The organism is Profundibacter sp. (assembly GCF_965277155.1).
In the GTDB taxonomy this organism is placed as follows: domain Bacteria; phylum Pseudomonadota; class Alphaproteobacteria; order Rhodobacterales; family Rhodobacteraceae; genus Profundibacter.
Map to the genome: position 1 here is coordinate 273022 of NZ_CBDIBV010000014.1, position 22144 is coordinate 295165.

General features: G+C 58.5%; 21 protein-coding genes and 1 pseudogene. 11 read left to right on the forward strand and 11 right to left on the reverse strand.

What is annotated here, in order from left to right; all coding sequences use genetic code 11:
- The first annotated feature begins 2 nt into the window (after positions 1–2).
- From ACQY4M_RS22245 to ACQY4M_RS22265, 5 genes are all read left to right on the forward strand, one after another.
- Complete coding sequence (locus ACQY4M_RS22245) at positions 3–587, forward strand: Maf family protein (protein WP_428548962.1); 585 nt, start codon at positions 3–5, stop codon at positions 585–587.
- Complete coding sequence (locus ACQY4M_RS22250) at positions 584–1609, forward strand: ribonuclease E/G (RefSeq protein WP_428548965.1); 1026 nt, start codon at positions 584–586, stop codon at positions 1607–1609. Before ACQY4M_RS22245 ends, ACQY4M_RS22250 begins: the two co-directional genes overlap by 4 nt.
- 169 nt (positions 1610–1778) lie before the next feature.
- Complete coding sequence (locus ACQY4M_RS22255) at positions 1779–3005, forward strand: IS256 family transposase (RefSeq protein ID WP_428539582.1); 1227 nt, start codon at positions 1779–1781, stop codon at positions 3003–3005.
- A gap of 374 nt (positions 3006–3379) precedes the next feature.
- Entirely contained in the window at positions 3380–4630 is a 1251-nt protein-coding gene (locus ACQY4M_RS22260) for an IS256 family transposase (RefSeq protein ID WP_428539230.1), read from the forward strand.
- 244 nt (positions 4631–4874) lie between these two features.
- The gene (locus ACQY4M_RS22265; protein ID WP_428539582.1) at positions 4875–6101 is read left to right on the forward strand and encodes an IS256 family transposase; all 1227 of its coding nucleotides are present in this window, start codon (positions 4875–4877) and stop codon (positions 6099–6101) included.
- A gap of 12 nt (positions 6102–6113) precedes the next feature.
- Here ACQY4M_RS22265 and ACQY4M_RS22270 read toward each other — a convergent pair whose 3' ends face one another.
- Positions 6114–6347, reverse strand: coding sequence for a hypothetical protein (locus tag ACQY4M_RS22270; RefSeq protein ID WP_428548968.1), 234 nt, complete (start codon positions 6345–6347; stop codon positions 6114–6116).
- Between the two features lie 364 nt (positions 6348–6711).
- Positions 6712–7446 carry a YgfZ/GcvT domain-containing protein gene (locus ACQY4M_RS22275; RefSeq protein WP_428548971.1) on the reverse strand — a complete coding sequence of 245 codons (735 nt, stop codon included), beginning with the start codon at positions 7444–7446 and terminating at the stop codon, positions 6712–6714.
- A 67-nt stretch (positions 7447–7513) separates the two neighbouring features.
- Here ACQY4M_RS22275 and ACQY4M_RS22280 point away from each other — a divergent pair, with 67 nt between their 5' ends.
- The gene (locus ACQY4M_RS22280) at positions 7514–8188 is read left to right on the forward strand and encodes a TIGR04283 family arsenosugar biosynthesis glycosyltransferase (protein WP_428548974.1); all 675 of its coding nucleotides are present in this window, start codon (positions 7514–7516) and stop codon (positions 8186–8188) included.
- A 52-nt stretch (positions 8189–8240) separates the two neighbouring features.
- Complete coding sequence (locus tag ACQY4M_RS22285) at positions 8241–9050, forward strand: zinc-dependent peptidase (RefSeq protein ID WP_428548977.1); 810 nt, start codon at positions 8241–8243, stop codon at positions 9048–9050.
- Positions 9051–9063: 13 nt separating this feature from the next.
- Here ACQY4M_RS22285 and ACQY4M_RS22290 read toward each other — a convergent pair whose 3' ends face one another.
- The 3 genes from ACQY4M_RS22290 to ACQY4M_RS22300 all read right to left on the reverse strand — a co-directional run bounded on the left by ACQY4M_RS22290 (position 9064) and on the right by ACQY4M_RS22300 (position 11376).
- The gene (locus tag ACQY4M_RS22290; RefSeq protein ID WP_428548980.1) at positions 9064–9591 is read right to left on the reverse strand and encodes a hypothetical protein; all 528 of its coding nucleotides are present in this window, start codon (positions 9589–9591) and stop codon (positions 9064–9066) included.
- 65 nt (positions 9592–9656) lie between these two features.
- Entirely contained in the window at positions 9657–10700 is a 1044-nt protein-coding gene (locus tag ACQY4M_RS22295; protein ID WP_428539227.1) for an IS5 family transposase, read from the reverse strand.
- Between the two features lie 145 nt (positions 10701–10845).
- Complete coding sequence (locus ACQY4M_RS22300) at positions 10846–11376, reverse strand: hypothetical protein (RefSeq protein ID WP_428548983.1); 531 nt, start codon at positions 11374–11376, stop codon at positions 10846–10848.
- 140 nt (positions 11377–11516) lie between these two features.
- Here ACQY4M_RS22300 and ACQY4M_RS22305 point away from each other — a divergent pair.
- Positions 11517–12952, forward strand: a pseudogene (locus tag ACQY4M_RS22305) (aldehyde dehydrogenase family protein).
- Positions 12953–13031: 79 nt separating this feature from the next.
- Here ACQY4M_RS22305 and ACQY4M_RS22310 read toward each other — a convergent pair.
- Genes ACQY4M_RS22310 through ACQY4M_RS22325 form a run of 4 tightly spaced genes read right to left on the reverse strand, consistent with a single transcriptional unit; the run spans position 13032 to position 17948 of the window.
- Positions 13032–14153, reverse strand: a complete 1122-nt coding sequence (locus tag ACQY4M_RS22310; protein ID WP_428548986.1) for a beta-ketoacyl-ACP synthase III — start codon at positions 14151–14153, stop codon at positions 13032–13034.
- Between the two features lie 57 nt (positions 14154–14210).
- Positions 14211–14861, reverse strand: a complete 651-nt coding sequence (locus ACQY4M_RS22315; protein ID WP_428548989.1) for an RluA family pseudouridine synthase — start codon at positions 14859–14861, stop codon at positions 14211–14213.
- Between the two features lie 56 nt (positions 14862–14917).
- On the reverse strand, positions 14918–17362 hold the full coding sequence (locus ACQY4M_RS22320; RefSeq protein ID WP_428548992.1) for a GcvT family protein: 2445 nt from the start codon (positions 17360–17362) through the stop codon (positions 14918–14920).
- A 13-nt stretch (positions 17363–17375) separates the two neighbouring features.
- Positions 17376–17948 carry a helix-turn-helix domain-containing protein gene (locus ACQY4M_RS22325; RefSeq protein ID WP_428547860.1) on the reverse strand — a complete coding sequence of 191 codons (573 nt, stop codon included), beginning with the start codon at positions 17946–17948 and terminating at the stop codon, positions 17376–17378.
- A gap of 137 nt (positions 17949–18085) precedes the next feature.
- Here ACQY4M_RS22325 and ACQY4M_RS22330 point away from each other — a divergent pair, with 137 nt between their 5' ends.
- Positions 18086–19129 carry an IS5 family transposase gene (locus ACQY4M_RS22330; RefSeq protein WP_428539227.1) on the forward strand — a complete coding sequence of 348 codons (1044 nt, stop codon included), beginning with the start codon at positions 18086–18088 and terminating at the stop codon, positions 19127–19129.
- Positions 19130–19427: 298 nt separating this feature from the next.
- On the opposite strand, the gene ACQY4M_RS22335 is transcribed toward ACQY4M_RS22330, so the two are convergent.
- Together ACQY4M_RS22335 and ACQY4M_RS22340 are read right to left on the reverse strand one after the other, a co-directional pair.
- Positions 19428–19874 (reverse strand): GAF domain-containing protein, encoded by a 447-nt coding sequence (locus ACQY4M_RS22335; protein WP_428548995.1) that lies wholly within the window; start codon positions 19872–19874, stop codon positions 19428–19430.
- A 2-nt stretch (positions 19875–19876) separates the two neighbouring features.
- Complete coding sequence (locus ACQY4M_RS22340; protein ID WP_428548998.1) at positions 19877–21055, reverse strand: thiolase family protein; 1179 nt, start codon at positions 21053–21055, stop codon at positions 19877–19879.
- A gap of 103 nt (positions 21056–21158) precedes the next feature.
- On the opposite strand from ACQY4M_RS22340, the gene ACQY4M_RS22345 reads away from it, so the two are divergent.
- A complete protein-coding gene (locus tag ACQY4M_RS22345) occupies positions 21159–21503 on the forward strand; it encodes an STAS domain-containing protein (RefSeq protein ID WP_428549001.1) in 345 nt (114 codons plus the stop codon).
- A 33-nt stretch (positions 21504–21536) separates the two neighbouring features.
- Entirely contained in the window at positions 21537–21989 is a 453-nt protein-coding gene (locus tag ACQY4M_RS22350) for an ATP-binding protein (RefSeq protein WP_428549004.1), read from the forward strand.
- The last annotated feature ends 155 nt before the right edge of the window (positions 21990–22144 follow it).

A 22144-nucleotide genomic window follows, 5' to 3' on the forward strand; every position in this document is an offset into this window, starting at 1 on the left:
ATATGAACGTCCGGCTGGTTCTGGGCTCTGGCAGTCCTAGGCGGGCCGAGCTGTTGGCGCAAATCGGGGTGTTGGCGGATGACGTGCGCCCGCCCGACATCGACGAAACCCCGCAACCCCGCGAATTACCCCGCCCTTACTGCGTCCGCATGGCGCGGGAAAAGGTGTTGGCCGTGGCTGCCACGCCCGATGAAATCGTGCTGTGTGCCGATACCACGGTGGCGCTGGGCCGCCGGATATTGGGCAAACCTGTGGATGCGGGGCAGGCGGCGGAGTTTCTGTTGGCAATGGCAGGACGACGGCACAAAGTGATCACAGCGGTGGCGGTGAAACGCGGCGACAGGGTGTGGGAACGCGATGTTGTCACCACTGTGCAGATGAAACGCCTGTCGAATGAAGAACTGAACGCCTATCTGGCCAGTGATGACTGGCGCGGCAAGGCGGGTGGCTATGCCATTCAGGGACCGGCCGGCGCGTTTATCCCGTGGATCAGCGGATCCTTTTCTGCCGTGATGGGCCTGCCGGTGGCCGAAACCGCACAATTGTTACAAACCGCGGGCTATCCGCTGTTGAAAGGCTGGTCATGAAGGGCACTCTGGTTGCGCTGGATCATTATAACGGCCGCCCTGCGGCGGCCCTGATGATTGACGGAAAACTACAGGACCTATTGCTGTCCCCGCCCGATGGCGCGGCCCCGACCCCCGGTGCGATTTATCGCGCTGTGGTGGATCGTCCGCTAAAGGGGCAGGGGGGCATGATGTTGCGCCTGCCCGATGGCCAAACCGCGTTCCTGCGTCAGGGCAAGGGGTTGCGCCCCGGCCAGACCATGCTGGTGCAGGTCACCGGCTATGCCGAAGGCGGCAAGGCGGTGCCGGTTACCCACAAGGTGCTGTTCAAAAGTCGCTATGCGATTGTGACGCCGGATGCGCCGGGGCTGAATATCTCGCGCTCCATCCGGGACGAGGACGAGCGCGACCGCCTGCTGGAAATTGCCCATATCGCGATGGATGGCTCGGATTTCGGGCTGATCCTGCGGTCGGGCTGTGACGGGGTGGATGGCGACAAGATCGAGGAAGATGTCTTGGCCATGCGCGATGCCGCCGAAGCCGTGATGGGCGCTGATGGGACAGATCCCGAACTGCTGATGGACGGGCTGGACCCGCATCATCTGGGCTGGCGCGAATGGGGGGAACCCGATCAATTGGCCAATCATGATGGATCATTCGAGGATCACAGCGTGCTGGATGCCATTGACGCGCTGCACGGGGCCAAAGTACGGCTGGGCAGCGTGACATTATATATCGAACCCACCCGCGCGCTGGTGGCGGTGGATGTGAACACCGGCGGCGATACCTCGCCCGCGGCGGGATTGAAGGCCAATCTGGCCTGCGCCCGTGAATTGCCGCGTCAGTTGCGCCTGCGTGGACTGGGCGGCCAGATCACGCTGGATCTGGCGCCGCTGGCCAAAAAGGACCGCAAGCAGTTTGAAAACGCCCTGCGCAGCGCCTTTCGTGCCGACAGCATTGAAACGGCGTTGGTGGGCTGGACCCCGCTGGGCCACTACGAATTGCAAAGAAAACGCGAACGTCTGCCTATTGCCTTGGGCTAAGGTCCAGCATTTCAGCCAGTTTTTCGTATACCGTTCCGGCCACAATATCCGCGCCTGTCGGAGAAAAATGGGTAGTGTCGCGAGTTTGGTGGAAATTCGAGGACGGCGTAATCTCCGGGTGCATCGAAGCCACCCAACCGGCGGCTGGAACCGCCAAGGAGATCACGCCATGACAAAGAATACAGCAACATCGACATCCGCGCTACTGGCCAATGAAGCAGGCTATGACCCGATTGAAGACCGGCTGCGCCAGAACATCCGCGCGACGATCGAGGCGGTTTTCGAAGAGGAGCTGGAGCAGTTTCTGGGCCGTTGCCGGTATGGCCGCAGCGGCGGGGCAAAGGCCGGATACCGCCACGGGCATCGCGAGCGGCAACTGGTCGGAACATTTGGAACCGAAACGGTGCGCGTGCCGCGTGCGCGGATCACAGGCGAGGCCGGCAAGGCCAGAGAATGGCGCTCGAAGGCATTGCCCCGCTACCAGCGGCTGACGAAGAAGGCCGAGGCGCTGATCGCTGCTGTCTACCTTTCGGGCACCAACACACGGCGGGTAAAACGCGCCCTGTTCGGCCTGTTTCAGGGGGCGGTCAGCAAGGATGTGGTGAGCCGCGCCTGGCGCAAGGTGAAGGTGGACTGGCAGGCGTGGTGCGCCCGCAGCCTTGCGGATGAAGACATCGTGCGGCTGATCCTGGACGGCACCGTGATCAAAACGCGGATTGACAGGAAGGCCACCAATATCTCGGTTCTGGCCGCGATTGGCGTGCGCCGGGATGGGCAGAAGGTCTTGTTATCACTGATGAACATGGGCGGCGAAAGCACCTCCGCCTGGCGTCAGTTCATCAACGATCTGGATGCGCGCGGGTTGAAACGGCCCGAATTTGTCATCGTGGACGGGGCACCGGGACTTGAGGTCGCTCTCATTGCCCTCTGGGGTGAAGATCTGCCGATCCAGAGGTGCACGGTGCACAAGCACCGCAACCTTCTGGCCAAGGCACCCAAGCGTATGCATGATGAGTTGACAGAAGATTACCGCGACATGATCTACGCCAAAACACCCGAGGAAATCGCCACCCGCCGCAAGGCATTTCTGCGAAAATGGCGGCTGAAATGCAAGGCCGTCGCTGACAGCTTGGAAGAAGCAGGAGATAAGCTTTTCACCTTCACGCGTCTGCCACAAGGCCAGTGGAAATCGGCCAGAACGACAAATGCGATCGAACGCCTGAACGAGGAATTCCGCCGCCGCATCAAGACCCAGACCGTGCTGCCATGCGCCGAGACCGTGCCGATGCTGCTTTGGGCTCTGATGGCCTCGGGGCAGATCGTCATGCGAAAGGTCGATGGCTGGGAAACGCTCGCTCAGCCCGTCGCCGACGCAACCCTTGACCAAGCCGCCTGACCGGCGCATAACTCAACCCGCTCGGAGGTGCCTGAAATCAATTTCCACCACTTTCGAGACACAACCCGTCAATCCCCATGAAATCAGTTCCCATAAAGGTAGATGACCGCTACCGCCCAAGGTACTAAAGACCACATCAAGAAGGACATCGACTTCTGCATCCACCCATACTTTTTTGCGGCGATATTCGCGTTGATATATATCTGCGTTGCAAGGTCACGCTTCAGATTTTCCGGCTGAATGGTGAGAGACTTTTCGATAAACTCTTCAAGTTCGCCTGGAGTAATGCCCGAAAGTTGGTGATGGGGTGATTGGGTGGCATATCATGGCGGTGTTGACGCGCCGCGATTCTCAGAGAGAAAAGGATATGCCACATGGAAGACGATACTATTTTGGAGTTTACCGATCCAGCCGGAATTTCACCTGATCCGCTGACGGATATCTTGCGCAAAGGCGCGCGGGATCTGTTGGCACAGGCGGTCGAGGCCGAGGTTTGTGATCTGATGGCGCAACACGCGCATTTGAGGGATTCGGCCGGTCGCCAGCGCCTTGTTCGCCACGGATACCTGCCGGAGCGCGAGGTGATGACGGGGATCGGCCCTGTCCCGGTGAATGTGCCTCGGGTGCGTGATCGTGGCACGGGGGCGGAGAAGATCAGGTTCACCTCGACGCTTCTGCCGCCGTATCTGCGCCGGGCAAAGTCGGTCGAGGAGTTGTTGCCCTGGCTCTATCTCAAAGGTATTTCCACGGGTGATTTCGGCGAAGCACTGGCGGCCCTTCTGGGGCCTGATGCGGGTGGTTTGACATCGAGCACGATTTCGCGCCTGAAGGCGGAGTGGTGGGCAGAATACGAGCGTTGGAACCGGCGTGACCTGTCGGCCAAACGCTATGTGTATTTCTGGGCCGACGGGGTTTATTTCAAGCCGCGCACGGATGCTGACAAGCAATGCATGCTGGTGATCATCGGCGCGGACGAGTGGGGTAACAAGGATGTTCTGGGCCTCGTGGACGGGTATCGAGAAAGCAGCCAGAGCTGGCGTGAACTGCTGCTGGACTTGCAACGTCGTGGCCTCAGAAAAGCCCCTGATCTGGCCGTTGGTGATGGCGCGCTCGGCTTCTGGAACGCCTTGCGGGAGGTGTTCGGTGAGACCCGGGAGCAGCGCTGCTGGGTGCATAAAACCGGCAACGTCCTGAATGCCATGCCGAAGTCGCTGCAAGCCAAAGCCAAGGGCCATCTACAGGACATCTGGATGGCCGAGAACAAACGGGACGCCGAGGCCGCGTTCAATTTCTTCATCGAAGCCTATGGCGTGAAATACGAGCGTGCCGTGGGGAAGCTGACCAAGGACCGGGACGTGCTGCTGACCTTCTACGACTTCCCTGCCGAGCACTGGAAACACATCCGCACATCCAACCCCATCGAAAGCATATTTGCCACCGTGCGGCACCGAACGAAGAAGACCAAAGGCTGCCTCGGGCGCAAGACCGCCTTGGCAATGACCTTCCGCCTGATGATGTCGGCAAAGAAGAAATGGCGTAAACTCGACGGCGCATTCCGATTGCCGGAAATCATCGAAGGGGTTGAATTTAAGGACGGGATCAAGCAGGAAAAACATGCCGCCTGATTACTGCGTCACCAACTTTTGGGCATAGCTCGTTCGCCTGCGCAAATGCCGCCAAAAAACACTACTGAATTCGACGGCCCAGTAGTCCGCGGATAAAGGGCCGCAGCAGCGCATAAGAAGGATAGAGTTATCAAGATCAACGCAAGGTAGTGTCGCGAGTTTGGTGGAAATTCGAGGACGGCGTAATCTCCGGGTGCATCGAAGCCACCCAACCGGCGGCTGGAACCGCCAAGGAGATCACGCCATGACAAAGAATACAGCAACATCGACATCCGCGCTACTGGCCAATGAAGCAGGCTATGACCCGATTGAAGACCGGCTGCGCCAGAACATCCGCGCGACGATCGAGGCGGTTTTCGAAGAGGAGCTGGAGCAGTTTCTGGGCCGTTGCCGGTATGGCCGCAGCGGCGGGGCAAAGGCCGGATACCGCCACGGGCATCGCGAGCGGCAACTGGTCGGAACATTTGGAACCGAAACGGTGCGCGTGCCGCGTGCGCGGATCACAGGCGAGGCCGGCAAGGCCAGAGAATGGCGCTCGAAGGCATTGCCCCGCTACCAGCGGCTGACGAAGAAGGCCGAGGCGCTGATCGCTGCTGTCTACCTTTCGGGCACCAACACACGGCGGGTAAAACGCGCCCTGTTCGGCCTGTTTCAGGGGGCGGTCAGCAAGGATGTGGTGAGCCGCGCCTGGCGCAAGGTGAAGGTGGACTGGCAGGCGTGGTGCGCCCGCAGCCTTGCGGATGAAGACATCGTGCGGCTGATCCTGGACGGCACCGTGATCAAAACGCGGATTGACAGGAAGGCCACCAATATCTCGGTTCTGGCCGCGATTGGCGTGCGCCGGGATGGGCAGAAGGTCTTGTTATCACTGATGAACATGGGCGGCGAAAGCACCTCCGCCTGGCGTCAGTTCATCAACGATCTGGATGCGCGCGGGTTGAAACGGCCCGAATTTGTCATCGTGGACGGGGCACCGGGACTTGAGGTCGCTCTCATTGCCCTCTGGGGTGAAGATCTGCCGATCCAGAGGTGCACGGTGCACAAGCACCGCAACCTTCTGGCCAAGGCACCCAAGCGTATGCATGATGAGTTGACAGAAGATTACCGCGACATGATCTACGCCAAAACACCCGAGGAAATCGCCACCCGCCGCAAGGCATTTCTGCGAAAATGGCGGCTGAAATGCAAGGCCGTCGCTGACAGCTTGGAAGAAGCAGGAGATAAGCTTTTCACCTTCACGCGTCTGCCACAAGGCCAGTGGAAATCGGCCAGAACGACAAATGCGATCGAACGCCTGAACGAGGAATTCCGCCGCCGCATCAAGACCCAGACCGTGCTGCCATGCGCCGAGACCGTGCCGATGCTGCTTTGGGCTCTGATGGCCTCGGGGCAGATCGTCATGCGAAAGGTCGATGGCTGGGAAACGCTCGCTCAGCCCGTCGCCGACGCAACCCTTGACCAAGCCGCCTGACCGGCGCATAACTCAACCCGCTCGGAGGTGCCTGAAATCAATTTCCACCACTTTCGAGACACAACCCAACGCAACTACGGACACGGCAATCTCAAACTGATCTTTTCCAGTGAGGCCGCCAATCTTGACAGCGATCGAACCAAAAAGGGCTGTAGCCAGTGGTAATACAAGGGAGAGCCGAGTCTCTGACGCACGGACCCAGCCCAGTTGACGTTCAAGGTTCTTTTCAAGAGCTTCTATTTCCACTGACACACTCCTTGTTGATGAATGCAATATGTGGTGGTTGTAGATAGTTATGCAACCGCGCATTTTGTTGTCGTGTGTGGCTTCTAGAAAGTAGATTAGGTGGGTCTTCCGCCTAGATTGGAACCAGTTCCCGCCAAAAGTCCGCTTCGTTCAGCCTAGCCTCTATTATTAAGCAAGCCCGTATTACACTACTCCCCCCGTCATTTTGCAAAAATGTCAGCCCCCGACCGCCCCATGGCGGGGGCTTTTGCGGCGTTGCGTCTATGTAACGGGTTACCGGTGAAGGACGGGTTTGAATTTGTGGAAACCGATGGCGCAGGCCCCCACCCGGTCGGGGGCTGACATTTTTGCAAAATGGGTTGCGCTATGTTGGGGGGGTGATTGTGGCGTCACCGGCTTGCAACTCCCCTTTCGCCCGATCAAACCGCAGATAGGCGATGGCTTGCCCGTCCGCCTGCGTGAACAGGGTTCCGGCGGGTTTGCCGTTTGCGGTGATCGGGGTGCCGACGGGGGCGGTGCCGTCTATATCAACCGTCACATAGCCCTTTTTCAGCGTGGTTTTATGTTTCATGCGGGCGATGATTTCCTGCCCGACATAGCAACCTTTGCGAAAATCGACTCCGTTCAGGCGTTCGAATCCGGCTTCCAGAATGTAGGTTTCATTGGGGATTAGCTCGATACCCGTTTCGGGGATGCAATGGGTGACGCGCAGCGCGTCCCAGTCGGTGCCGTCATCGCCTGCCTCGGCGCCATAGAGCCGCCAGCCAAGCGCGGCATGGCGCGGGTCGGGCAGGGCGTTATCGGGGGTGGTGCCGGTGCCGCGTTTGACTTGGGTATTCGAGGGCGCGATCTGCACATCGGCGCGCAGTTTGAACATGGTCAGGCGGCGGATCAGGTCTTCGGCGGTCACTTCGGGGGCGTCCAGCAGGATGTGGTCGCCTTGGTCCAGCAGAAAGAAATCGGACAGGAATTTGCCCTGGGGGGTGAGCAGGGCGGCGTAGAGCAGGCCGTCTTTGGCCTTGGCCATATCGTTGGTGATCAACCCTTGCAGGAAGGTGGTGCGGTCGGTGCCGGTGATGTCATACAGTTTGCGCGTCATTTTACATTCCCCAATCCGTGTTGAACGTAATATAGGGGGGATGGGGGACGGGAACCAGAGGGCAAAGATGCGCGCACCGTTAAGCATAATCATACCGACGCTGAATGCCGAAGGGGGGCTGCCGGTGGTGTTGGGCACGTTGATCGAGGGGCTGGAGGGCGGATTGATCCGCGAGCTGGTGGTGTCGGACGGGGGGTCGGGTGATGCGAGTTGCGAGCTGGCCGAGGCGGCGGGGGCCGAGGTGGTGCGCGGGGCGGCTGGGCGCGGCGGGCAGTTGCGGCGCGGGGCGGATGTGGCGCGGGGCGAGTGGTTGCTGTTCTTGCATGCGGATACGGAATTGTCGGCGGGCTGGGCGTCTGTGGTGCAGGCGCATATCGGTGGCGGGCAGGGGGCGGGGTATTTCCGGCTGGCGTTTGACGCCGATGGGTTTGCGCCGCGCTGGGTGGCTGGTTGGGCGAATCTGCGGGCGCGGCTGTTCGGGTTGCCGTATGGCGATCAGGGGTTGCTGATTTCGCGCGACTTATACGATGCGGTGGGGGGATACGCGGATATGCCGTTGATGGAGGACGTGGCGATGGCGCGCAGTTTGCGGGGGCAGTTGCGCATGTTGCCGGTGGTGGCCCGCACCAGTGCGGCGCGGTATCGGCAGGCCGGATGGCTGCGGCAGGGCGGGCGCAACCTGTGGCGGCTGCTGCGGTATCTGGCGGGGGGTGATGTGGACCGGCTGGGGCGGGGGTACTGAGGTGCGGCGTTTCCCGATACCAATTGCTGTCGACAAAGTGTAACAAGCTGTTATGCCGGTTTTTGTATATCTTATCCTTCTTGTCATCGCAGCGCTCGGGGCGTGGTATTGGTCAAAACGACAGGCCCGCAAAAAACTGTTGGCCACGCCGCTAACCGATCATCAGCGCGCCATTGTGCAGCAGGAAGTGCCGTTGATCCGGCGGCTACCGGCCGAATACCACAAACCGCTGGAAGGCAAGATCAACCTGTTTATGAAGCAGGTCGAATATATCGGCTGCAACGGGCTGGATGTGAGCGAAGAGATGGAGCTGTCCATCGCCGCGCAGGCCTGTCTGTTGGTTGTGAATATCGACCAATGGTACAAAAACCTGCGCACGATCCTGATCTATCCGGGTGCTTTCAAATCGCATCAAAAACAGCGCAGCGGCTATGTGGTGACCGAACGCGAAACGGTGCGCACAGGGGAAAGCTGGTTGCGGGGGCCGGTGGTGCTGTCTTGGGCCGATAGCGAGCAGGGCGCGCTGAATGACAGGGACGGGCACAACGTGGTGCTGCATGAATTCGCGCACCAGATCGACAACCTGTCCGGCCATACCGACGGCGCGCCGCTGATGAACAAGGGGCAGAGCTTTGCCGACTGGGCGCGGGTGTTTATCGAGGCATACGAGCGGCATGTGCGGGCGGTTGAGCGGGGGCATCACACGGTGATTGATCCTTATGGGGCAGAGGGCCATCAGGAGTTTTTCGCGGTGTCGGTCGAAGTGTTTTTCGAGAAGCCACAGGCGCTGAAACAGGCAGAGCCGGAGGTTTACAAGCAGTTGGTCGAGTTGTTCCGGTTGGATCCGGTGGGGTGGGGGTAGTGGGATGTTTGAGTTACAAATCGCTTGTCGTGGTGGCGTTTTGTAGCGCGTCAAGCAAAACATATCTTTGCCCCTGAGTGAATGCATAGGTGCGCCCGCTATCGTTTTTTAGGTCATTTGCAATGGGCTTGGATAAGTGTTTTGTTTGCTCACATTCTAATGTTGAAAGATTAAAAACCTGTAGTTTTTTTCCTTTTGCCCAAGTGTTTTCTTTTAGCCAGCGGTTTAACTTTTTGTTCAGTTCGGTTTCTTTACGCATGTGATCAGCAGAGAATTCAAAATCCTCTTGGCGATCTACTATTTTTGCAATTGGGGCTTGTATTTTGCCTCCCGCGTAAAAGCCTATCCAATCAACATTTCTGAAGCTGCGGTTTGCTTGGCAAATATAAACGCCGTGCTTCTGATAGGCAGGCCATGCTGTATTGGCAGCTACGATTACTACCTCGTTAACTTTAGGGAACCTCTGTAAATTCCCGTTTTCGCCTTCTTCGCGGCGGGGTGGACGGTTTTTCGCCTGTCCCGCCTGATTGCTTCGGATCATAAACCCATTTTCACCGGTTTCAAGCCGGTTTTGGGTATTTCAGGCACACCTCACCCCATGAACCCTTATCCCGGCGCCGCCAGGCCGCATTCGAACTGGACGAAGCGCTTCATGTTGTAGACCAGGTTCATCATCCCGATGCGAAATCGCGCCCGCTTCAGGCCGATGGAGCGGATCAGCTTGCCGCCCATGGAGCGCTCCTGAAAAGCGAATACATGCTCGACCCGGACCCGCACTTTCGAGCGCCTCCGGTTGGCCTTTTGCTGGCGCTCGCCAAGCGGCTTGCCGCGCCTGCCCTTGTGATGGATATGGCTGTGAAGCCCCCGCTCTTCCAGCTCGCTTTCGATCTTTTGCGAGCGATAGGCGCTGTCGGCCCACAGGTCCGATGAGGTGTTGCTCGCATCAATCAGACCGGCAAGCGCCTGGCTGTCATGCACGGCGGCATCGGTGACATCATAAGCGCGGATGAATTTGTGCCGCCGGTCGACATTGATGTGGTTCTTGTAGCCGTAATAGCTCTTGCCGTGCTTCTTCGTCCAGCGCGCATCCACGTCCTTCTGGCGCTTCTTGTGGGGTTTTTCCTCCCACTCTTCAGGCGTTTCGCCCGCCTTGATTTTCTCGTTCTCGTCCCTTTTGTTGTGCTGGCGCGGCGCCGGAACGATGCTCGCATCAACAATCTGCCCGCCCATCGCCAGATAGCCCTTTTCGCGCAGAAAGGCATCGAACTTGTCAAACAGCTCCTTCATCTTCCCGGCCCCGGCCAGCCTTTCACGGTAGGCCCAGATGGTCTTGGCGTCAGGTACGCTGTCTTCAATGCCAAGGCCGAGAAACCGCATGAACGACAGGCGGTCGCGGATCTGATACTCGATCTGATCGTCAGAGAGGTTGTAGAGCTGCTGCAAAACCATCGTCTTGAATATCAGCACCTCATCCCAAGGCGGGCGGCCAGCGTTGGATTTGCGCTGTTCGGGCGGCGTGCGCCATATGGCCTTCAGCTCGTCCCGGTAATCCTCGAACGGCACCATGTCGTTGAGCAACACCAGCGGATCACCAGATTTGTCCAGTCCCGCGTATCGGCTGGAAAGATCAAAAAATCCCATCTGACCCATGACAAAACCCCGTCGGTCGAATCATTTTCATCCTGATGACGATTCTACCCCGTCAGGCCGGATTTTGGGGGATTTTTAGAGGTTCCCATAAGTTATTTCCCCGATATTGCGAGTCTTCTTGGTCGCCACAATGTCGCACAACAAATTACGCCGTCTTCAACACCCGCTCGACAGTGGCAATTGCATCTTCTGCATCCGGGCTCAAGGAACGGCCACCACGGCCTGAAACCCCTTGAATCATCTGCACGGTATCCGCCATTGCCTCCTGTCCTGCCAACCGTTTCAACCGCCGCGCCAACCGGCGTATGGTCTCGTGCGGGTTACGGCCCTGGGCAGCGATCCAGCGGGCAAAGATAACGATCTCCTCGGCCTCATCCAGATCCACATTAAACACCGATTGCGCCTGCTGCACCATCGCGTCCGACATCGATTGATCCCACAACCCGTCCATCTGCACTGTCGCGGCCACAATCCCCGCCGCCGCCAGCCGCGCATCATCCAGTGTATCTATCGGGTGAACATTTGCGCGGCGTTTAAACCCGAACCGCCGCGCCGCCAGCCGCACATCATTGGCTGCATCTTTCAACTCGCCTGCAACATATCCGGCCTGTTTCATCCGGTTATACCAAATCAAAGCCCCGACAAGCAGTCCTGCAATCGCAATCAATACGGGCATGGGATATCCCTTTCTTCCACTAATACGCTATCCCAGCTTTGCTCATTTATTGTCGCGATACAATAGAATTCCAGCCGCCCCCTTGCCCCGACTCGTCAGGGGTGACACGCTGCGGCGAAATCGAATTCAGGAGGCATCAAATGTCCAACACCAAAAACTTCTACATCAATGGCCAGTGGGTCGCCCCGAGCACCCCCAATGATTTTGACGTTATCAACCCGTCGAACGAAGAGGTCTGCGCCACCATTTCGCTGGGCACCGAAGCCGATACAAACGCCGCGGTCGCCGCCGCCAAAGCGGCATTTCCCGCATGGGCCGCCGTGCCGAAATCCGACAAGCTGGATTTCCTGCATGCCGTGCTGAAGGAATACAACAACCGCGCCGACGATCTGGCCGAAGCCATGTCGTTGGAAATGGGTGCCCCCATTGATCTGGCCAAAACCTCGCAGGTGGGGCCGGCATCTGGCACATCAGCAATTTCATCACCGCGTTCAAGGATTTCGAATTCGACCGTATGCTGGGCGCCCACGCCCCCAATGACCGCATCCTGATGGAGCCGATCGGCGTCACCGCCCTGATCACCCCTTGGAACTGGCCGATGAATCAGGTCACTTTGAAATGTATTCCCGCGATGGCTGTCGGTTGCACGATGATCCTGAAACCTTCCGAAATCGCGCCGCTATCCTCGATCGTGTTTTCCGAAATCATGGATGCCGTCGGGCTGCCCGCCGGTGTCTATAACATGGTGAACGGCGATGGCCCCGGTGTGGGTACGCAATTGTCCGGCCACCCCGATGTGGATATGGTGTCCTTCACCGGCTCAACCCGCGCCGGTGCGCTGATCACCAAGAACGCCGCAGATACCGTGAAACGCGTGGCGCTGGAACTGGGCGGCAAGGGTGCAAACATCATTTATGCCGATGCCGACGACAAAGCTGTGAAACGCGGCGTGCTGCACTGTATGCAGAACTCGGGTCAGTCGTGTAATGCACCGACGCGGATGCTGGTGGAACGCTCGGTCTATGATCAGGCGGTCGAAACCGCCGCCGAGGTTGCCAATTCCATCAAGGTTGGCCCAGCCGACAAGGAAGGCCGCCACATCGGCCCCGTGGTTTCGGAACTGCAATACAACAAAATTCAGGACATGATCCAGAAAGGCATTGATGAAGGCGCCCGTCTGGTCGCCGGTGGATTGGGCCGCCCCGACGGGTTGAACCGCGGCTATTATGTGCGCCCGACGGTGTTTGCCGATGTCAGTAACGATATGGCAATCGCCCAGCAGGAAATCTTTGGCCCAGTGCTGTCGATCATCCCGTTCGACACCGAAGAACAGGCGCTGGAAATCGCCAATGACACGGTTTACGGGCTGACCAATTACGTCCAGACACAGGACCACGCCAAAGCCAACCGCGCCGCGCGGGCATTGCGGTCGGGCATGGTGGAAATCAACGGCACATCCCGCGGGGCCGGTGCGCCGTTTGGTGGCTACAAACAGTCCGGCTCGGGCCGCGAAGGTGGTGTCTGGGGGCTGGATGATTTTCTGGAAGTGAAGTCGGTGAGTGGCTGGGTGGAGTAGGGTGGGGTTCACCCCACCAACCTGTCAGTTGAATTAGGTTAAAGTAGCGGTGGGGTAAAACCCCACCCTACGCGCAGCCTCACGCCTTGCGCAAAATCACCGACCCCACCGAATACCCCGCCCCGAACGAACAGATAATCCCCACATCTCCGCTCTGGAAATCATCCGAGTATTTCGAAAACGCAATGATCGACCCCGCCGAGGACGTGTTGGCGTAATCCTGCAAAATATTCGGCTGCTCACCCGCTTCGGGCACCCGTCCCAGCACCTTTTTGCCAATGAAATCATTCATCGCCTTGTTGGCCTGATGCAACCACATCCGGCGCAGATCGGCGGGGGCGACCCCGTTGTCCTGCATATGCCCCAGCATATGTCTGGCGACAATCGGCAGCACCTCTTTGAACACCTTGCGCCCGTTCTGCATGAACTGCATATCGCGCCGGTCCTTCACCCCGTCAGGGCGCGAGCGGCGTAAAAATCCGTTATTGTTGCGTATGTTATTGGAAAACTGCGTCAGGCAACGGGTGGAAATAATGTCGAAATGCTCGCCCGCCGCATCTTCTTTGCGCTCGACCAAAGTCGCCGTGCAGACATCGCCGAAAATGAAATGGCAATCGCGGTCCCGCCACTCCAGATGCCCCGAACAAATTTCGGGATTCACCACCAGAATGGCCCGCGCAGAACCCGAGCGGATCATGTCCGCCGCCGCCTGTATGCCAAAAGTCGCAGAAGAACAGGCCACGTTCATGTCAAAGCCAAAGCCACTGATCCCCAACAGCTCCTGCACCTCGATCGCAATCGCTGGATAGGCCCGCTCCATATTGGATGCCGCAACGATCACCGCATCCACATCTTCGGCCGCTTTTCCAGCTGATTTCAATGCCTTGCCACACGCACCCAGTGCCATTTCCGCCATGATCCCTGGCTCGTCATCTGACCGCTGGCGCAACAGGGGGTGCATCACCTTGGGGTCAAGAACACCGGTTTTATCCATCACATGGCGCTGGTGAATCCCGCTGGCAGCAACGATGAAATCAACGCTGGAATAGGCTTTGGCTTCAACCTCGCCAGCCTCAATAGCCGCTTTGTTTTCCTCGTTGAAAAGGTCCACATAGGCATTGAACGCCTCAACCAGTTCTTCGTTTGTGATGGTCTCGGACGGTGTAAATACCCCCGTCCCCGAAATAACCGGCTGATGCATATCATTACTCCTGTGGTGCTTGTAAATAAGGCCCCGAGAGCGGAAAAACGTCAACCCCTAGAACGGACACTTTGCCTTGAAAGTCAGCCCTTTTCCGCCATCCGGATGGCGCAGACGCAGGCTTTCGGCATGCAGCATAAGGCGCTCGACCTCTCGTGCCTCGCCGGTGGCATAGAACGGGTCGCCCAGAATGGGATGCCCGATTTCCCGCATATGCACCCGCAGCTGATGGCTGCGGCCCGTCTGAGGAAACAGCCGCACCCGCGTCGCGCTATCCTCGTATTTCAACACCCGCCAGTCAGTCACCGCCTGCTTGCCGTTTTCAAAATCCACATGCTGCAATGGACGATTCGGCCAATCGACAATCAGCGGCAAATCGACCGTGCCGGTCTTTTCTTTAACCCGCCCGAACACCCGCACTACATAGGTCTTCTTCACCTGACGCTTTTCAAACTGCAAGCCCAGATGCCGCTGCGCATGGCGCGTCATCGCAAATACCATCACCCCCGACGTATCCCGATCCAGCCGATGCACCAGCAGCGCATCGGCAAACACCGCCTGCACCCGTGCCATCAGGCAATCCGCCAAATGTTCACCCTTGCCGGGCACGCTTAACAATCCACTCGGCTTGTCTACCAGCAGTAATTCGTGGTCATGGTGCAGAATGGCCAAAGCCCCCGGCGGCGGATTATATGTGGATCCTTGCATGCAGGCTTATACGCACAGCTTGCATTACTGTTCCACAAATATCCCCGCCGGAGGCCTCAAAGTTTTACCCGCTCCGATTTCGGATCATACATCGGCCGCAAAGACACATCGGCCCGCACCCGCACCCCTGCCACGTCGATTTCATAAGACGACGCCAGAACATCCGCCGCGCTTTCACCTTTACACGGCACATATCCGAGCCCAACAGCAGCACCTAACGTATGCCCATAGGCCCCTGACGACAGATATCCCACAATCTTCCCATCCCGCAGCACTGGTTCATTGTGGTAAAGCAACGGCTCCGGCTCTGCCAATCTGAATTGCAGCAAACGGGCGTCCAGCCCGTTTTCCTTTTTCTTCAATACCGCGTCACGCCCGATGAATGCAGGCTTGCCGGTTTTCACCGCAAATCCCAGCCCCGCCTCAAGCACATGATCCTCGCAGGTGATGTCATGACCAAAATGCCGAAACCCCTTTTCGATCCGGCAGGTATCCATCATATGCATCCCGCACAGCTTCAGGCCCATGTCCTGCCCCGCGTCAAATATCACCTCGAACACATGCGCGGCCATGTCGGAAGAAACGTAAATCTCCCAGCCCAGCTCGCCGACATAAGACACCCGATGTGCCCGCGCCAGGCCCATGCCGATTTCGATTTGCTGCATGGTGCCAAACGGATTGACCGCATTCGAGAAATCATTGGGTGAAACTTTCTGCATCAGCGCCCGCGCGTTCGGCCCCATCACCGCCAACACGCCTTCGGCAGCCGTCACATCGGTGATCACCGCGTTATTGTCGCCCAGATGCCGGTGCAGCCATGTCTGATCCGCCAGCCGTGTCATCGCCGGGGTCACCACCAGATAGGCCGTTTCCGACAGGCGCGTCACCGTCACATCCGCCTTGATCCCGCCACGGGTATTCAGGAATTGCGTATAGACGATCTTGCCCACCGGCACCGACATATCATTGCCGCAGACATGGTTCAGAAAGGCTTCGGCATCGCGGCCTTCAACGCGGATTTTGCCAAATGACGTCATATCATACATGCCGACATTTTCGCGCACCGCGCGATGCTCGGCCGCAGCGTTTTCAAACCAGTTCTGTCGCTTCCAAGAATAGCGGTATTCGCGCTCCTGCCCCACGTTTGCAAACCAGTTGGCGCGCTCCCATCCGGCAGCCTCGCCCATCACCGCGCCCTGGTCCAGCAGGTGCTGATGGAAGGGTGATCGCCGCACGCCCCGCGCCGTGGCCTTTTGCCGGTAAGGGAAATGATCCGCATACAGCAGGCCCAGCGTTTCCTTTGAGCGCTCATAGAGATAGGTCTTGTTGCCCTGAAACGGTGCCATCCGGCTGATATCGACATCGCCCAGATCAAACGGCTTTTCGCCATCCTGCATCCACTGCGCCAGCGCCATACCGGCCCCGCCGGCCGACTGGATACCGATCGAGTTGAACCCGGCGGCCACCCAGTAATTCTCCAGCTCCGGCGCCAGCCCCAGATGATAGGCATCATCCGGCGTGAAACTTTCCGGCCCGTTGAAAAACGTGTGAATCCCCGCCTCGGCCAGCAGCGGCATACGGTTGATCGCCTTCTCTAGGATCGGCTCGAAATGGTCGAAATCCTCGGGCAGCTGGTCAAATTCGAAGTTCTCGGGAATGCCGTCCATCCCCCAGGGCTTGGCATTCGGCTCAAATGCCCCCAGCAGAAACTTGCCCGCGTCTTCCTTGTAATAGGCGCATTCGTCCGGCACCCGCAGCACCGGCAGTTGCTCCAGCCCCTTGATCGGCTCGGTAACGATATAGAAATGCTCGCAGGCCTGTAGCGGCACATTTACCCCCGCCATGCGGCCCACTTCATGCCCCCACATACCGGCACAGTTCACCACATGATCAGCGGCAATAAACCCCTGCCCCGCATCCGTTTCCCATTCAACACCGGTTGCGCGCCCGCCCTCGGTGCGTATCCCCGCAACCCGCACCCGTTCCAGCACCTGTGCCCCGCGCATCCGTGCGCCCTTGGCCAGTGCCAGCGCGATGTTGGCAGGATCGCCCTGCCCGTCATCACGGATAAACACCCCGGCCAATACATCGTCAATATTCAGGTGCGGATAGCGGGTCTTCACCTCCTGCGCCGTGATTTCCTCGGCCGCCACCCCGAACGCCCGCGCCATGGCCGCGCCGCGAAACAGTTCCTCGCGCCGGTCTTCGGTCAGTGCAACCGAGATTGATCCGCAGGTTCGCAGCCCCGTCGCCACGCCGGTTTCTTCCTCCAGCGAGGCATATAAATCACGACTGTATTTTGCCAGCTTCGTCATATTGCTGGACGACCGCAATTGCCCGATCAGCCCCGCCGCATGCCATGTCGTACCGCTGGTCAGTTGTTTGCGCTCCAGCAGAACCACATCCTGCCAGCCCAGTTTCGCCAGATGATATGCAACCGAGCAACCGATGATCCCGCCGCCAATAATGACAACCCGTGCTTTCGTTGGGATTTCAGCCATAATCTGCTCCTTGTTAATAGACCGGCGGGGCAATCACCCAGATCGCCACGGCAGGCTCGTCATAGGGGTTGGACCAGCGGTGCATCTCGCCTTTGATGCGGAAACTATCGCCGGGGTGGATGGTGAATTTCCGGCCAGCAATCCATATATCCAGCATGCCGGATACCAGATAACCAACCTCCTGAGTGGAACGCGCAATGGCCTCTTTGGCCTTGGAACGGGGCTCAAAGGTGGAATGAACCACCTCGAAATCATTGGTCAGATCGGGCGAAAGCAGTTCCTCGACCAGTCCCGCCTCGCGGTTGCCAATACTGCGGCGCGCATGCTTTCGCACGACATAACCTTCTTCGCCCGCAGGGGCGGCGGCATGGGAAAACAGCATCGAGATTGGCACATCCAGCGCCGCGGAGATTTTGCGCAAATCATCAACAGACGGGTCCGACAAATCCCGCTCGACCTGTGACAACCAGCCGACAGATCGACCCAGCCGTTCCGCCAAATCCGTCAAGGTCACCCCGCGCGCCTTGCGGATCGCCCGCAGGTCTGCACCAAGGGTTTTTGCCCGTAACGGGTCGCTGTGTAACATTCGTGAAATACCTTATGAAATTTTCACATCTATTTTCACCATTGCCCGTAGGGAACCTCTAAAAATCCCCCAAAATCCGGCCTGACGGGGTAGAATCGTCATCAGGATGAAAATGATTCGACCGACGGGGTTTTGTCATGGGTCAGATGGGATTTTTTGATCTTTCCAGCCGATACGCGGGACTGGACAAATCTGGTGATCCGCTGGTGTTGCTCAACGACATGGTGCCGTTCGAGGATTACCGGGACGAGCTGAAGGCCATATGGCGCACGCCGCCCGAACAGCGCAAATCCAACGCTGGCCGCCCGCCTTGGGATGAGGTGCTGATATTCAAGACGATGGTTTTGCAGCAGCTCTACAACCTCTCTGACGATCAGATCGAGTATCAGATCCGCGACCGCCTGTCGTTCATGCGGTTTCTCGGCCTTGGCATTGAAGACAGCGTACCTGACGCCAAGACCATCTGGGCCTACCGTGAAAGGCTGGCCGGGGCCGGGAAGATGAAGGAGCTGTTTGACAAGTTCGATGCCTTTCTGCGCGAAAAGGGCTATCTGGCGATGGGCGGGCAGATTGTTGATGCGAGCATCGTTCCGGCGCCGCGCCAGCACAACAAAAGGGACGAGAACGAGAAAATCAAGGCGGGCGAAACGCCTGAAGAGTGGGAGGAAAAACCCCACAAGAAGCGCCAGAAGGACGTGGATGCGCGCTGGACGAAGAAGCACGGCAAGAGCTATTACGGCTACAAGAACCACATCAATGTCGACCGGCGGCACAAATTCATCCGCGCTTATGATGTCACCGATGCCGCCGTGCATGACAGCCAGGCGCTTGCCGGTCTGATTGATGCGAGCAACACCTCATCGGACCTGTGGGCCGACAGCGCCTATCGCTCGCAAAAGATCGAAAGCGAGCTGGAAGAGCGGGGGCTTCACAGCCATATCCATCACAAGGGCAGGCGCGGCAAGCCGCTTGGCGAGCGCCAGCAAAAGGCCAACCGGAGGCGCTCGAAAGTGCGGGTCCGGGTCGAGCATGTATTCGCTTTTCAGGAGCGCTCCATGGGCGGCAAGCTGATCCGCTCCATCGGCCTGAAGCGGGCGCGATTTCGCATCGGGATGATGAACCTGGTCTACAACATGAAGCGCTTCGTCCAGTTCGAATGCGGCCTGGCGGCGCCGGGATAAGGGTTCATGGGGTGAGGTGTGCCTGAAATACCCAAAACCGGCTTGAAACCGGTGAAAATGGGTTTATGATCCGAAGCAATCAGGCGGGACAGGCGAAAAACCGTCCACCCCGCCGCGAAGAAGGCGAAAACGGGAATTTACAGAGGTTCCCCGTAATATGATTCCCTGCAAGAGGATTCGCATCTTCTTCTTGCCGAAAATACCTCCGCCGGAGGCATCAAAGTCAGGCCGAGCGCAAGCGAGGCCCCCGCCGACCCGAAAGTCCCCTGCCAAGGGGGTGTCGGGGCGGAACACCTTGTTATTGTGAAAAAACAGACGCCAGAATAGCCGCCAGTGCTTTGGCATCTTCTTGACCAAAGGCATCCGGCTGATTGCTGTCGATGTCAAACACCCCCAGCAATGTGCCACCCCTATACCATACCGGCAACACCAGCTCGCTTCGGGTGCTGGACGCGCAGGCAATATGCCCCTCAAATCGCGCAACATCCGCCACCAGTTGCACCTGACCGGTACGCGCCGCCGCACCGCACACCCCGCGCGAAAACGGGATCACAAGGCAGCCATGGCCACCCTGATAGGGACCGATCTTCAGCAGATCGCCTCCAACATTGCGGTAGAACCCCGTCCAGTCAAAACGATCGTCACTATGATGCACCTCGCAAGCCACAGTGGCCATCAGGGAAACGGCATCCGTTTCCCCTTGGGTCAGGGCGGCAATGCGTTTGGCAAGGGACGGGTAATCCACCCTTACACCCGTTCAATCGCAATCGCGGTGCCTTCACCGCCACCGATGCAAATCGCAGCCACGCCGCGTTTCAACCCGCGCTTTTCCAACGCGTTCAGCAGGGTCACGATGATCCGTGTGCCGGATGCCCCGATCGGATGGCCCAACGCACAGGCGCCGCCGTTCACATTCACAATATCACGCGACACACCCAGTTCGTGCATCAACGCCATCGGCACCACGGCAAAGGCCTCGTTCACCTCCCACAGGTCCACGTCCGACACCGACCAGCCGATCTTGGCCAGCAGCTTCTGGACCGCAGGAACCGGTGCCGTGGTGAACCAGCCCGGGGCCTGCGCGTGGCTTTCATGTCCTAAAATCCGCGCCCGCACCTTCAGGCCCTTTTCTGCCGCCGCCTCAGCGCTTGCCATCACAAGCGCCGCAGCCCCGTCGGAAATGGACGAGGCATTCGCCGCAGTCACCGTGCCGTCCTTTTTGAACGCCGGACGCAGTTGCGGGATCTTCTCGGGCCGTGCCTTGGCCGGTTGCTCATCCGCCGCCACCACGGTCTCCCCGCGCCGTGTGGTCAGTGTGACCGGCGTGATTTCCCCGTCAAACGCCCCGCTCTTTTCGGCTTCCAGTGCGTTCGAGAGAGACTTCAGCGCAAATTCATCCTGATCCTCGCGGGTGAACTGGAATTTCTCGGCGCAATCCTCGGCAAAAGTGCCCATCAGACGACCTTTGTCATAGGCATCCTCAAGCCCGTCCAGGAACATGCTGTCCTGAACGTTCTGATGGCCGATCCGCGCCCCGCCGCGCATCTTGGGCAACAGGTAAGGCGCGTTGGTCATGCTTTCCATGCCGCCCGCCACCATCACCGATTTACTGCCCAGCGCAATCTGGTCAAAGGCCATCATCGCCGTGCGCATCCCTGATCCGCACATCTTGTTCAGCGTGGTGGCTGGAACCTCTTCGCCCAGCCCCGCCGCAAACCCGGCCTGCCGCGCGGGGGCCTGTCCCAGACCGGCGGGCAGAACACAGCCCATCAGAACCTCTTCGACCATTTCAGGCGTCGCACCGGCCCCTTCAATCGCGGCCTTTATCGCGGCCCCGCCCAGCACGGGGGCTTCGACCCCGTCGAATACCCCTTGGAACCCGCCCATCGGTGTGCGGGACGCTCCGGCGATCACGACTTCTTTCATTTGCTCAATCCTTCATAAAAAATCGACAGCTCTCGAGGTTTGCATACCGTTTGGTAACGATTGCTGTCTACCCTGACGACACCGAAACGTTACGGAGAGTATAATGCAGCTGGAAACATCCCCCCGCGACGACGCACTGATCGTCACCGCCATGATGGAGCGGATCGACGCCGCCATCGCCATCCAGTTCAAGGATGACTTGCGCACGGTAACCAACGGCGAATCGCCCCGCGTGGTGCTTGACCTGTCACATGTCGATTTTCTGGACAGCAGTGGGCTTGGTGCCGTCGTCGCCGCAATGAAACTTCTGGCACCGGCCCAGAAACTGGAACTGGCCGGGCTTGGCCCCAATGTCGAAAAGGTGTTTCGCCTGACGCGGATGGACTCTGTGTTCACCATTCACAGCACTGTAGATGCCGCTTTTGACGGGGTTGCCAAAGCATCCTGACCGATTGATCCTGTTGATGAAAAGGGCTGAACCTTGCCTCAGTTACAAAATCTGAACAATAATAGTTTCCGCATCACCTTTCCGGGAAAACCGCTAGCCGTTCGCTCGGCTCTTGCGCAGATGATGGAACAACTTACCGCGCTTGATCTGTCCGATCATGACCGGGGAAACATCGAACTGGTTTTGGCCGAAGCGATGAACAACATCGTTGAACATGCCTATATCGACACCCCGGATGGCATGGTCGAATTGCAAATCACCCCGACATATAACGGATTGGTTTGTCACCTGCGGGACGAAGGTGTGCCAATGCCCGAGGGCAAAGCGCCAAATGGATCCTCCGCCCCGCTTGATTGCGAGACCGAGGAATTGCCGGAAGGCGGATTTGGCTGGTTCCTGATTCGTGATCTGGCGCATGAATTGAACTACACGCGCATATCCGGGAAGAACCTGCTTAGCTTTCGAATTTCCGTAGGGGCAACATAATTCCCCGATAATTGATGCCATTTCGTGCAAAATGCCGTATTTTGGCCGCAATCGCACCTCAAGTCGGACAGAATAGCAGGGAATATTCAAAGGGTAGCTGCATATAGCTTCCCTCGGCGTCGTGCTTAACAGCCCCCACCCAGTTCGCGACGTCG

Excerpts from the sequence above, each read along its gene's own strand:
- ACQY4M_RS22245 (WP_428548962.1), top strand. The coding sequence starts at position 3 with ATGAACGTCCGGCTGGTTCTGGGCTCTGGCAGTCCTAGGCGGGCCGAG.
- ACQY4M_RS22265 (WP_428539582.1), top strand. The coding sequence starts at position 4,875 with ATGACAAAGAATACAGCAACATCGACATCCGCGCTACTGGCCAATGAA.
- ACQY4M_RS22325 (WP_428547860.1), bottom strand. The coding sequence starts at position 17,948 with ATGTTACACAGCGACCCGTTACGGGCAAAAACCCTTGGTGCAGACCTG.
- ACQY4M_RS22290 (WP_428548980.1), bottom strand. The coding sequence starts at position 9,591 with ATGATCCGAAGCAATCAGGCGGGACAGGCGAAAAACCGTCCACCCCGC.
- ACQY4M_RS22280 (WP_428548974.1), top strand. The coding sequence starts at position 7,514 with ATGCGCGCACCGTTAAGCATAATCATACCGACGCTGAATGCCGAAGGG.
- ACQY4M_RS22260 (WP_428539230.1), top strand. The coding sequence starts at position 3,380 with ATGGAAGACGATACTATTTTGGAGTTTACCGATCCAGCCGGAATTTCA.
- ACQY4M_RS22255 (WP_428539582.1), top strand. The coding sequence starts at position 1,779 with ATGACAAAGAATACAGCAACATCGACATCCGCGCTACTGGCCAATGAA.
- ACQY4M_RS22295 (WP_428539227.1), bottom strand. The coding sequence starts at position 10,700 with ATGGGTCAGATGGGATTTTTTGATCTTTCCAGCCGATACGCGGGACTG.
- ACQY4M_RS22250 (WP_428548965.1), top strand. The coding sequence starts at position 584 with ATGAAGGGCACTCTGGTTGCGCTGGATCATTATAACGGCCGCCCTGCG.
- ACQY4M_RS22285 (WP_428548977.1), top strand. The coding sequence starts at position 8,241 with ATGCCGGTTTTTGTATATCTTATCCTTCTTGTCATCGCAGCGCTCGGG.
- ACQY4M_RS22340 (WP_428548998.1), bottom strand. The coding sequence starts at position 21,055 with ATGAAAGAAGTCGTGATCGCCGGAGCGTCCCGCACACCGATGGGCGGG.
- ACQY4M_RS22330 (WP_428539227.1), top strand. The coding sequence starts at position 18,086 with ATGGGTCAGATGGGATTTTTTGATCTTTCCAGCCGATACGCGGGACTG.
- ACQY4M_RS22300 (WP_428548983.1), bottom strand. The coding sequence starts at position 11,376 with ATGCCCGTATTGATTGCGATTGCAGGACTGCTTGTCGGGGCTTTGATT.
- ACQY4M_RS22320 (WP_428548992.1), bottom strand. The coding sequence starts at position 17,362 with ATGGCTGAAATCCCAACGAAAGCACGGGTTGTCATTATTGGCGGCGGG.
- ACQY4M_RS22275 (WP_428548971.1), bottom strand. The coding sequence starts at position 7,446 with ATGACGCGCAAACTGTATGACATCACCGGCACCGACCGCACCACCTTC.
- ACQY4M_RS22345 (WP_428549001.1), top strand. The coding sequence starts at position 21,159 with ATGCAGCTGGAAACATCCCCCCGCGACGACGCACTGATCGTCACCGCC.
- ACQY4M_RS22315 (WP_428548989.1), bottom strand. The coding sequence starts at position 14,861 with ATGCAAGGATCCACATATAATCCGCCGCCGGGGGCTTTGGCCATTCTG.
- ACQY4M_RS22310 (WP_428548986.1), bottom strand. The coding sequence starts at position 14,153 with ATGCATCAGCCGGTTATTTCGGGGACGGGGGTATTTACACCGTCCGAG.